Raw genomic sequence first — 10,171 nt, 5'->3', positions numbered from 1 at the left:
TTCGTGATCCCCGCCGCCCCCGCCCCCCTGCCGGCAACCGCCGAGCCGACGTTCGAGCCGGCGTTTCAAAATCCCGGTGTTTCAAAATCAGCGTCGCCAACGGAGCAACCAACGCCGGAAGGCCGCTTGTCCACAGCCGGAGCGGCTTGTCCACGCTGAGTTGGAATCGCGACGGGCGAAACCGGCCGGATCGGCTCGCTGACTCCGCAACGGCGGGAACGCCGAAGTCGCAACGGGGACTCGCTCATCCACGCTGAAGACGAGTCACGAAAGGCGGTTATCCACGCTGAACTCGCAACCATGTCCTATATGAGTCCCTATAGGATTCTCCGGTTAGACCGGTTGCGCGGGTGCTGGCGCGACCCCCTTCGCTGAAAACGCAACGTCGGTGGGCTCCGAGAATCGCCAACCGGGCATTCGAGGGTGATCCGGACCCTCATCCTCCACCACAGCGAGCATCGGCCATGGTCGGGGGTTCCAGGCCAGGACCGTCAACTGTCAACCGAACCCGACGCTGAATTTGAAACAAAGGCGACTCGCGTCCAACGCTGAATTGGTAACATTCGACTCGGAAACCCAAGGCTTTCCAGGGCTTAGCCGACTCGACGAGTCTCGCGCAGATCTCGCAACACCCACCCGAACCCGCGAATCGAGCACCAACGCTGAATTTGAAACAACAGAATCCAAGCGATTCAAGGCGCGAATCGAAATCGCTTCCAGCAGCCAACGCTGAATTGGTAACGCTTTGGAAAAGGGGCTTGACGGGGTCGCGGTCGATTCGCCTCCGAAATGGTTTTTCACCGCTTGCTACGGTCGACGGAAGGCCCGCTTTTCTATGACCATAGTCCCATACGACGTCGCATGGCAGGCCCTCACGCCGCCATTTGACGCAATTCGGTGCGCTCCGGCTTGACCAGTTGCGTCACATTTTGCAAGAAAGGACCTCACACAGGGAAAGCCGGAGGCCCGATGAACGGGGAAGAACTGCGCGCCATCCGCGAACGGCGTGCCGAGGATCAGTTGAGCTTCGCGACATGGCTCAACGGCGCACTGAACCGCCGCTATGACCGCTCGCGGATCAGCCGGTGGGAGAGCGGGGCGGAGCGCATCCCCCAGCAGGTCGCCGGTTTTCTGGCCGGTCAGGGCGGCATGGCCGCCGTGCCGCAGAACGCCGGGGTGCCGAAGATGCAGCGCGCCGTGGTGGCCGTGGCGAATCAGAAGGGCGGCGTCGGCAAGACGACGACCGCGGTCAATCTGTCCTACGCGCTGTCCACGCTGGGCCTGAAGGTGATGCTTCTCGACAGCGATCCCCAGGGCAACGCCACCGTCCACATGGGGCTCGACCCCGGTGAGATCGAAACCCAGCGCAAGGGCATCTATAATGTGGTGCGCGGCGGGGCGTCCTTCGACAGCATCCTCCAACCGGTGTGCGGCGGCGCCGTCATGCTCGCCCCCTCCAGCATCGGGCTGGCCGCGGCGGAGACCGAACTGGTGGCGGAGCCGGACAACTCCCTGGTCCTCAAGGAGAAGCTGGCGGAGGTGCGGAACCGTTACGACGTCATCGTGATCGACTGCCCGCCCAACCTCGGCCTTCTCACCATCAACGCGCTGGCGGCCAGCGACCTCGTGCTGATTCCCGTGCAGACGGAGGTGTTCGCCGGGCTCGGCGTGCCGCTGCTGCTGGAAACCATCGCCAAGATCCGCCGCCGCTCGAACCCGTCGCTGAACATCTTCGGCATCCTGCCGACCATGTTCTCGTCGCGCTTGACGCAAGATCAGGCCAGCCTGCGCGAGATTCAGGAGCATTACGAGGGACGCACCCGCGTCCTGAACGCGGTGCCGCGCGCCACCCTGTTCGCCCAGGCGTCGGGCGCCGGCCGTCCGGCCATCGAGGCCGATCCGAATTCCAACAGCGTCCAGGCCTACGGCGAACTGGCGCGCGAACTGGCCGCCCACCTCCAGACTGCGGAAGACGCCCATGTCTCGTAAACTCGAACGGACCAGCACCCGCATTTTCGACAAGGCGGCGCAGCGCGGCGGGGACGCGCTGTTCGGGCTCTCCGCCGACTTCCCGCGGCTGATCGAGGTCGATCTCGACCGGGTGCACCCCAATCCCGACCAGCCGCGCCGGCATTTCGACGACCAGTCGCTGCAGGAGCTGGCCAACTCCATCGCCCGCCACGGGCTGAAGCAGCCGGTTCTCGTGCAGGATCTCGGCGACGGCGACTACCGGCTGATCGCGGGTGAGCGGCGCCTGCGCGCCTGCGGGCTGGCCGGGCGCCAAACCATCTTCGCCATCGTCACCGACGGCGATCCCGACGAACTGGCGCTGATCGAGAACATCCAGCGCGTCGACCTCGACGCCATGGAGCTGGCCCGCGCCTTCGCCCGGCTGATCGAGCGGCACGACTACACGCACGAGGCGCTGGGGCAGGTGATCGGACGCAGCCAGGCGGAGGTGACGCGCACCCTGTCGCTGCTGCGTCTGCCAGCGGATATCGTCGCTGAATTTGAAACGCGCCACCGTTCCGTCCCGAAAAGCATTCTGACGGAGATCGCCGCGGTAGACGATCCGGTCCTCCAGAGGAAGCTGTGGGACACGATCAAGGACGGCGGCACCGTCAAGGCGCTGCGCGAGGCCAAGCGCGCCCAGATGGGTGGCGGCGAGCCGGATTCCCCAGCGGCGGCGCGGGTTCAGCCGGCCCCGGCGGTGCGCTTCGTCTCCGCCGTCCAGCGCATCGCCAAGGACTTCTCCGCCGTCGACGCGGGGGAGCTGCGGGCGCACCGCAAGGAGTTGAGCGAGGCGCAATGGCAGGAGTTGCGCCGCCTCCACGCCCTTCTCGACGAGTTGCTGGCCTGACCGTCGGCAACGCTGAATTTGTAACGGACACCCGCTGACGTCAGCGGCGGGTGTCAACTTCAGCGTCGATGACCCGCTTGACCTCGCAAAACCAGCGCAGCTTTTCCGCGAAGGGCAGCCGGGCGAGCCCGCTGGGCGAGGGCAGCACGACGTCCACCGGACCATCGAACAGGCTGTCCGGCTGCACGCCCCAGTCCGCCCGGACGCGATCCGCGGCGGCGAGATAGACCCCCTTCCCCGTGTAGGCGATCACCCGCGGCCGGACGTCCGCGACCAGGGCGCGCAGCCGCGGCACGCCGCCGCGCAGCTCCGCCCGGCTGAGATCGGCGGCGCTTGGCGTCGCCCGCGCCACAAGATTGGTGGAGCCCAGCCCGAACTCCGGCAACAGCCGGTCCTCCTCCGGGGCCAGCAGGCGCGGTGTCAGGCCGGCCTCCGCCAGCAATTTCCAGAACTGGTTGCCCCTCCCCGCGTAATTGTGGCCGAGCAAGCCGGAGCGCGTTCCCGGATTGAATCCGACGAACAAAGCATCCAATCCAGGGGCGATGATGTCGGGGATCGGGCCTTCGGAATCGGTCATGGTGCGTCAACACTCGAAAGCGGCGTCCGGCAACGCTGAATTTGAAACGCTTCTACTCCGCCGTCCGCCATTCGGCGAGGATCACCGGGGCGGCGACGCCGGCGAGGATGGCCGCCAGCGTCACGAACAGCATGGCCCCCCAGGCGCTGTAGCCGAGAACCCCCAGCACGCCGCCCAGGAAAAAGGACCCGACGGTCGGCAGATGGGTCTTCAGCTTGTCGAGCGTCACCCGGATGCGATCCCGGCCGTTGCGGTGGTAGAGGTCGTCGATCAGGTTGCCCAGTTCGATCCCGATGTCGGTGATCATCCCGGTGACGTGGGTGGTGCGGACGCGGGCGTTGGAGATGCGCGTGACGATGGCGTTCTGCAACCCCATCAGGAAGCTCAAGCCCATGACCAGCGCGGCGCCGCGCAGTTCGTGCAGCCAGACGTCGGCGGCGCCGAGCCCGGCGAGCAGCAGGGCTTCGAGGCAGACGCTGTAGGCGTAGATCGCCGACAGGCCGCGGCGCTGCCCGGCGTTGATGAGCATTGCGGACACCATCGCCCCGGCGATGAAGGTCGCCACGATCGCCAGCGCCATGCCGAAGGCGCCCATCTCGCCCAAAGCCAGATGATCGGCCATGGTCGAGACGGTGCCGGTCATGTGCGAGGAATAGAGGCCGGCGGCATAGAAGCCGGCGGCGTTGACGGCGCCGGCGATTCCCGCCAGCGACCAAGCCAGACTGCGGTCCGCCGACACGCCGCGATGCTCACCCTGCCGGACCAGCATGCCCAACTCCCTGAACCAAATGGGGCGCCATCATAGTGGCGACCGCAAGCGTCGGGGACCCGCTGGTTTGGAGGATCATCAATGCGTTTCCAGAGCGGTCGGCATGGTCTTGACGACATCGAGGAACGCCCGCAGGGCCGGCGGCACGGCGCGGTGCCCGGGATAATACACCGCCGCCCGCTCCGGCTTGTGCATCCAGGCGGGCAGCACGGTCCGCAACCGCCCGTCCGCTAGGGCGGCTTCGGCGGCCCAGCTCACCACATAGGCAATCCCCAGGCCCCGCGCCGCGGCGTCCACCATCAGCTCTTCATCGTCGAGCACCAGCGGTCCGTTGGTGTCGACCGTCAACTCCTGCCCGGCCCGCTCGAACTCCCACCGGTACAGCCGGCCGCCCGGAAGGCGGTGGCCGATGCAGCGATGACGCTGGAGATCGTCCGGCGTCGTCGGCTCCCCGGCGCGGCCGAGATAGGCGGGGGACGCGACGCAGACGAAGCCAATCGGGGCCGGGAAGGGCACCGCGATCATGTCCTTTGGGATGGACTCGATCAGGCGGACGCCGGCATCGAAGCCGCCGGACACGATGTCGATCAGCCGTCCCTCGACGACGATGTCCACCGTCACGTCGGGAAACCGCTCCACCATGCGGGGAAGGACGCTGCGGACGAGAGCCGCCGCGGCGACGCGTGGCGCGTTGATCCGGACCCGGCCGGCGACGTTGCCCCGAAAAGCCGATGCGGCGTCGAGCGCTTCATCGAGGGATGCCAGGGCAACCGTCAGACGGCCGAGCAGTTCAAGCCCCGCTTCGGTCGGCGCGACGCTGCGGGTCGTGCGGTTGAGGAGGCGCACGCCGAGCCGCTCCTCAAGGCCCCGCATCGCATGGCTCAGCGTGGACGGCGCCGTTCCGAGTTCATCCGCCGCGCGGCGAAAGCTGCGGTGGGTGGCAACCGCCACGAAGGCGCCGAGATCGTTCAGGGAGGGGCGTGTCATTGATGGAGATTTTGCATCAGCCAGTGCCGATTTCAACGTCTAATCGCTCAATGCCTGGACTGCTATCTCCTTCTCCAGTTCCATTTGAACGGGAGACATCCATGTCCAAGCGCGACGTCATTTTTCCGGCCGGCCGGTCGGCGCTCTATGAGATCCACCGCTACTCCGCCGCCATCCGATCCGGCGATCTGCTCTTCGTCTCGGGGCAGGTCGGCGGTCGCGAGGACGGTTCGCCCGAGCCCGACTTCGCAAAGCAGGTTCAGCTTGCTTTCGACAATCTGCGCGAGGTTTTGAAGGCGGCCGGCGCCACCTTCGACGACATCGTGGACGTGACGACCTTCCACACCGATCCGGAAGCCCAGTTCGAGACTGTGCTGTCCGTAAAGGACCGGATGTTTCCGCAGAAGCCCTATCCCAACTGGACCGCGGTCGGCGTGACGTGGCTCGCCGGTTTCGACTTCGAGATCAAGGTGATCGTGCGGGTTCCACAGACCGCCTGAGCCGACATGGGTGGCCGCGTCCTCTGCCCGCAAGCGCGAACCTGGCGTTCGTGGCTTGATGCAGAACCTTCCCCCCTATGGCGCTCGGGCGCAAGCGATGGCGGCCGCCGCCGGCGAACTCGATGTCACCCCCAACCATCTCCACCGTGTGTTCAAGGCCTACGACGCCGATCCCCGGATACTCAGGGCATGACCATGGGCGGAGCGGTTCTCGCCTTCTCGCTGGCGTACATCGGGATCCTGTTCGCCATCGCGTCATGGGGCGACAGACGAGCGGGCGACCGTCTGGCCCGGCACTATGGCCGGCGTGCGAGCCCCATCCTCTATTCGCTGTCGCTCGCCGTCTATTGCTCCACCTGGACCTTTTTCGGCAGCGTCGGCATGGCCGCGTCCAGCGGCTACGGCTTCCTGCCCCTCTATGTCGGTCCGATTCTGCTCTTCGCGCTGGGCTGGCCGCTGCTGCACAAGGTCGTCCGCGTCGCCAAAGCCCAGAACATCACCTCCATCGCGGACTTCCTGGCGGCCCGTTACGGCAAGAGCCAGCCGGTGGCCACCGCCGTCACGCTCATCGCGCTGCTCGGCACCCTGCCCCACATGGCGCTCCAGCTCAAGGCCGTCTCGACCAGCTTCACGGTGCTCCTCCGGTATCCCGAGGTCGTCATGCTGGCGCCCCCGCCGGAGGCCCCGCTCTGGCGCGATACCGCCCTTATGGCGACGGTGGTATTCACCGTGTTCGCCGTCCTGTTCGGAACCCGCCACGTCGAGGCGACCGCGCACAACCGCGGCATGGTCATGGCCATCGCCGTCGAGGCGGTGATGAAGCTAGCCGCCTTCGTCGGCATCGGCATCTACGTCACCTGGGGCCTGTTCGACGGTCCCGCCGACCTCCTGGGGCTCGCGGTGGCGGAGCCGGGCCCGTGCCACCCGCCCGATGTCGCGCGCCGCGTCGCGGCCGATCTTCATCTTGACCGCCGGCAGTCCGTCGCGCGCCCAGCCGGCAAGCTGCTCGGCCAGCGTCCCGTCCGAACAGGAGGTGAAGCCGCCGCTGCCGTAGGCCGGCGTGCCGTCGCGCGCACGGCCCAGCAGGTCGGCCACGGAACGGTCCAGCAGCTTGCCCTTGAGGTCCCACAGCGCCACGTCCAGTGCGGAAACGGCCATGGACGCGATGCCCGGCCGGCCGAGGTTGCGCACCGCCTCCGTCATCACGATCCAGGCGCGGTTCGTGTCGAAGGCGTCGAGGCCCGGCAGGCGCGTCGCCAGTGTGTCGGCGACCAGGCGCGCGGTGGCAGCGTCGGCGTAGCCGTAGCCGATTCCCTGCCGACCGCCCGCTTCGGCGGTGACCACGACCAGAGTCGTGTGGTCCCAATCCATGGTTCCATCGGCCTCGGGCTGGTCGGTCGGGATGGTGAACGTCTCGACGTCGATTCGTTTTATGGGTGCGTCCGGACGCATTGCGGGCTCCCACGGCGGCAGAGGCTGTGACTTGGACCGAACTCAACGGGCACCAAACACCCTTGGACCGTCGGGCCAACTCCGCACCCCGGGTCTGGTTCCAGACAAAATTCGTCCGCCCCGGCGAACCGGATCCGTCCCCCGCAGTTGCAGGGAGCAGCGCAGACAGGAACCGACGGGGACGACCATGGCCTCCAACGTGATATCCCGGCGACGGCATCAACGGCCTGGTGGGCGCGCTCGCGCGGGTGGGCGACCGCTTCGACTTCGTCCAGGTCCGGCACGAGGAGCTGGCCGCCTTCATGGCGACCGCGCACGCCAAGTACACCGACGAGCTGGGGGTATGCCTCGCCACGTCCGGCCCTGGTGCGATCCATCTGCTGAACGGCCTGTACGACGCCAAGCTCGACCACCAGCCGGTGCTCGCCATCGTCGGCCAGCAGGCGCTGACGGCTCTGGGAGGCCACTACCAGCAGGAGGTGGACCTCATCTCGCTGTTCAAGGACGTGGCCGGCGAGTTCGTCCACATGGCTTCCACCCCCGCGCAGGTCCGCCACCTCGTGGACCGCGCGGTGCGCATCGCCAAGGCGGCGCTGCCCGACGATCTGCCCTTCGTCACCGGCTCCATCGGCCTGCTCGGCACCCGGCCGAGCTACGAGATGATGACGGAGTGCGACACGCTGCTGATGGTCGGCTCCGGCTTCCCCTATTCGGAGTTCCTGCCGAAGGAGGGGCAGGCGCGCGGCGTGCAGATCGACATCGACCCCAAGATGCTCAGCATCCGCTATCCCATGGAGGTGAACCTCGTCGGCGACAGCGCCAGCACGTTGCGCGCCCTGATCCCGCTGCTCCAGCGCAAACAGGACCGCTCCTGGCGCCAGACGATCGAGGCCGGGGTGGCCGAATGGTGGAGGGTGCTGGAGGCGCGCGCCATGAACGACGCGACCCCGCTCAACCCGCAGCGCGTCTTCTGGGAGCTGTCGCCGAAGCTGCCGGACGACGTGGTGATCGCCTGCGACACCGGGTCCGGCACCAACTGGTACGCCCGTGACCTGAAGATCCGCCGGGGTATGAAAGCCACCCTGTGCGGCGGCCTTGCCACCATGGGGCCGGGCATGCCCTACGCCATCGCCGCCAAGTTCGCCCACCCCGACCGCCCGGTGCTGGCCATCGTCGGCGACGGCGCCATGCAGATGAACGGCATGAACGGCCTGATCACCGTGTCCAAATACTGGAAGCAGTGGGCCGACCCGCGCTTCGTCGTGCTGGTGCTGAACAACCGCGACCTCAACCAGGTGACCTGGGAGATGCGCGCCCAGGCCGGCGATCCGAAGTTCGAGGCGTCGCAGCAGCTTCCCGACGCCGATGCGTTCACCATGGAATGGGCGATGGTCTGGAAGGAGATCCTGTTCGGCTTCACCATCGCCGGCTTCATCTCGGTCTTCGTCCCGCAGAGCGTCTGGGATTTCCTGTTCGTCGGGAACGCCCAGCACCCGTCCTTCTGGGCGGTGGCGGAGAACGCGGCGGTGGCGCCGGTCGTCGCCTTCTTCACCTTCATCGGCTCCATGGGCAACGTGCCGCTGGCGGCGATGCTGTGGTCGAAGCAGGTGTCGCTGGGCGGCGTGATGGCCTTTCTCGGCGCCGATCTGGTGGCGGCCACGGTCGTCTGGATTCACGCCAAGTACTATGGCTGGAGGTATGCCGGCTATCTGTCGCTGGTGATGTACGTTTGCATGGTCGCGGCGGGCATCACGGTCCATTACCTCTATGCCCTGACCGGCCTGACGCCGACCGCGCGCCCGTCGCTGACCGACATGGTGCGGTTCGCCATCGATCACACGTTCTTCCTGAATTTGGCGTTCGGGGCACTGGCCGGCTGGCTGCTGTGGACGCACTTCTCGGGCGGGCACGGGGAGCGGCAGCACGACGGTGGCGGGACCCGGGCCGGGAGCGCCGCGCACGGGCGGACGTGAGCGGGCCGGGCGCATCGGCGTACGTCCAATGGCAAGGGAACCACCGCCGCTCCGCGTCGTTGGCCGGACAGATTTCCAGAGCAGCGCGCCCGCGTCCTGGGGAGCGAAGGCACGACCATGGCCCAAATCTTTCGCCCGTCCGCCGATACGTGGCTGCGCCTGATCCTGATGCTGGCGGTGCTCGGCGTCTTTGCCGTCTTCCTGGTGATCGGCGGGTTGGTCAACTCGGACTGGTTCACCACCACGGGATTCTTCATGGAGCAGCCGGTGCCGTTCAGCCACGAACACCATGTCTCCGGCCTGGGCCTCGATTGCCGCTACTGCCACACGAGCGTCGAGACCGCGGCCAGCGCCGGTCTGCCGCCGACCGACACCTGCATGACCTGCCATTCGCAGATCTGGACCGGCGCGCCGATGCTGGCGCCGGTCCGCCAAAGCCTCGCCAACGGAACCGCCATCCGCTGGAACCGGGTCAACGATCTGCCGGACTTCGTCTACTTCAACCACTCCGTCCATGTGGCGCGCGGCGTCGGCTGCTCGACCTGCCACGGGCCGGTGCACCGCATGCCGCTGACCTATCAGGCGCGCAGCCTGCAGATGAGCTGGTGCCTGGAGTGCCACCGCGACCCGGCGCCCAACCTGCGCGATCCCTCGGAGGTGTTCGACATGGACTGGCAGCCGCCCCCCGACCAGCGCAAACGCGGCGAGGAGCGCATGGCGGCGCTCGGCATCCACCCCGAGCGCCTCGACGACTGCTACGTCTGTCACCGGTGAGGTGAGGTCATGAGCGCACGCCCCTTCCCGCCCGACCTTGCCGGGATTGCCGCGTCTTTGCGCACCGGCGGCGGCCGGCGCTTTTGGCGGACGCTGGAGCAGGCCATGGAGTCCGCGCCGTTCCGCCGCTACCTCGCCGAGGAGTTTCCCGGCTTGGCCCTGCCGGAGACCGGCCGGCGGGAGGTGTTGCGCGCTATGGCGGCGTCCATCCTGCTGGCCGGGCTGACCGGCTGCGGCAAGGAGGAGGCGGTGCCCTACGTCGTGCAGCCGGAACTGGCG

The 10,171-nt window shown here is 67.4% G+C and carries 11 protein-coding genes and 2 pseudogenes; 8 read left to right on the top strand and 5 right to left on the bottom strand.

The window, feature by feature from the left end:
* Nucleotides 1-969 precede the first annotated feature (969 nt).
* Together GBZ26_RS21980 and GBZ26_RS21975 are read left to right on the top strand one after the other, a co-directional pair.
* Complete coding sequence (locus GBZ26_RS21980) at nt 970-1,989, top strand: ParA family protein (protein WP_014197973.1); 1,020 nt, start codon at nt 970-972, stop codon at nt 1,987-1,989.
* The gene (locus tag GBZ26_RS21975; RefSeq protein ID WP_174440680.1) at nt 1,979-2,860 is read left to right on the top strand and encodes a ParB/RepB/Spo0J family partition protein; all 882 of its coding nucleotides are present in this window, start codon (nt 1,979-1,981) and stop codon (nt 2,858-2,860) included. Before GBZ26_RS21980 ends, GBZ26_RS21975 begins: the two co-directional genes overlap by 11 nt.
* Nucleotides 2,861-2,900: 40 nt before the next feature.
* Here GBZ26_RS21975 and GBZ26_RS21970 read toward each other — a convergent pair whose 3' ends face one another.
* The 3 genes from GBZ26_RS21970 to GBZ26_RS21960 form a co-directional block, all read right to left on the bottom strand.
* Nucleotides 2,901-3,437 (bottom strand): mismatch-specific DNA-glycosylase, encoded by a 537-nt coding sequence (locus GBZ26_RS21970; protein WP_174440679.1) that lies wholly within the window; start codon nt 3,435-3,437, stop codon nt 2,901-2,903.
* 52 nt (nt 3,438-3,489) lie between these two features.
* Nucleotides 3,490-4,206 carry a YoaK family protein gene (locus tag GBZ26_RS21965; protein ID WP_174440678.1) on the bottom strand — a complete coding sequence of 239 codons (717 nt, stop codon included), beginning with the start codon at nt 4,204-4,206 and terminating at the stop codon, nt 3,490-3,492.
* 78 nt (nt 4,207-4,284) lie between these two features.
* On the bottom strand, nt 4,285-5,193 hold the full coding sequence (locus tag GBZ26_RS21960) for a LysR family transcriptional regulator (RefSeq protein WP_174440677.1): 909 nt from the start codon (nt 5,191-5,193) through the stop codon (nt 4,285-4,287).
* Nucleotides 5,194-5,294: 101 nt separating this feature from the next.
* On the opposite strand from GBZ26_RS21960, the gene GBZ26_RS21955 reads away from it, so the two are divergent.
* Together GBZ26_RS21955 and GBZ26_RS30395 are read left to right on the top strand one after the other, a co-directional pair.
* Nucleotides 5,295-5,693 carry a RidA family protein gene (locus GBZ26_RS21955; protein WP_174440676.1) on the top strand — a complete coding sequence of 133 codons (399 nt, stop codon included), beginning with the start codon at nt 5,295-5,297 and terminating at the stop codon, nt 5,691-5,693.
* Nucleotides 5,694-5,699: 6 nt separating this feature from the next.
* Nucleotides 5,700-6,260, top strand: a pseudogene (locus GBZ26_RS30395) (sodium:solute symporter family transporter); the annotation flags it as partial.
* Here the strand turns inward: GBZ26_RS30395 and GBZ26_RS30895 are convergent.
* Both GBZ26_RS30895 and GBZ26_RS21950 read right to left on the bottom strand, forming a co-directional pair.
* Entirely contained in the window at nt 6,221-6,355 is a 135-nt protein-coding gene (locus GBZ26_RS30895) for a hypothetical protein (protein WP_345772057.1), read from the bottom strand. The pseudogene GBZ26_RS30395 and the gene GBZ26_RS30895 overlap by 40 nt on opposite strands.
* 160 nt (nt 6,356-6,515) lie before the next feature.
* Nucleotides 6,516-7,064, bottom strand: coding sequence for an enolase-like domain-containing protein (locus GBZ26_RS21950; protein WP_246653957.1), 549 nt, complete (start codon nt 7,062-7,064; stop codon nt 6,516-6,518).
* A gap of 296 nt (nt 7,065-7,360) precedes the next feature.
* Here GBZ26_RS21950 and GBZ26_RS31025 point away from each other — a divergent pair.
* The 4 genes and pseudogenes from GBZ26_RS31025 to GBZ26_RS21935 form a co-directional block, all read left to right on the top strand.
* A pseudogene (locus GBZ26_RS31025) lies at nt 7,361-7,627 on the top strand (thiamine pyrophosphate-binding protein); the annotation flags it as partial.
* 45 nt (nt 7,628-7,672) lie between these two features.
* Nucleotides 7,673-9,118, top strand: coding sequence for a permease (locus GBZ26_RS21945; protein ID WP_425514944.1), 1,446 nt, complete (start codon nt 7,673-7,675; stop codon nt 9,116-9,118).
* Between the two features lie 117 nt (nt 9,119-9,235).
* Entirely contained in the window at nt 9,236-9,892 is a 657-nt protein-coding gene (locus GBZ26_RS21940) for a cytochrome c3 family protein (protein ID WP_174440675.1), read from the top strand.
* A 9-nt stretch (nt 9,893-9,901) separates the two neighbouring features.
* The coding region (locus GBZ26_RS21935; RefSeq protein ID WP_174440674.1) for a TAT-variant-translocated molybdopterin oxidoreductase at nt 9,902-10,171 on the top strand (270 nt) is incomplete at its 3' end.

The organism is Azospirillum formosense (genome assembly GCF_013340925.1).
Lineage (GTDB): Bacteria > Pseudomonadota > Alphaproteobacteria > Azospirillales > Azospirillaceae > Azospirillum > Azospirillum formosense.
Note: the sequence above shows the minus strand (reverse complement) of the source record. Positions and strands in the feature narration are given on the sequence as shown.

Coding starts and splice junctions, on each gene's coding strand:
- GBZ26_RS21980 (WP_014197973.1), top strand. CDS start 970: ATGAACGGGGAAGAACTGCGCGCCATCCGCGAACGGCGTGCCGAGGAT.
- GBZ26_RS21975 (WP_174440680.1), top strand. CDS start 1,979: ATGTCTCGTAAACTCGAACGGACCAGCACCCGCATTTTCGACAAGGCG.
- GBZ26_RS21970 (WP_174440679.1), bottom strand. CDS start 3,437: ATGACCGATTCCGAAGGCCCGATCCCCGACATCATCGCCCCTGGATTG.
- GBZ26_RS21965 (WP_174440678.1), bottom strand. CDS start 4,206: ATGCTGGTCCGGCAGGGTGAGCATCGCGGCGTGTCGGCGGACCGCAGT.
- GBZ26_RS21960 (WP_174440677.1), bottom strand. CDS start 5,193: ATGACACGCCCCTCCCTGAACGATCTCGGCGCCTTCGTGGCGGTTGCC.
- GBZ26_RS21955 (WP_174440676.1), top strand. CDS start 5,295: ATGTCCAAGCGCGACGTCATTTTTCCGGCCGGCCGGTCGGCGCTCTAT.
- GBZ26_RS30895 (WP_345772057.1), bottom strand. CDS start 6,355: ATGACGACCTCGGGATACCGGAGGAGCACCGTGAAGCTGGTCGAGACG.
- GBZ26_RS21950 (WP_246653957.1), bottom strand. CDS start 7,064: ATGGATTGGGACCACACGACTCTGGTCGTGGTCACCGCCGAAGCGGGC.
- GBZ26_RS21945 (WP_425514944.1), top strand. CDS start 7,673: ATGGCTTCCACCCCCGCGCAGGTCCGCCACCTCGTGGACCGCGCGGTG.
- GBZ26_RS21940 (WP_174440675.1), top strand. CDS start 9,236: ATGGCCCAAATCTTTCGCCCGTCCGCCGATACGTGGCTGCGCCTGATC.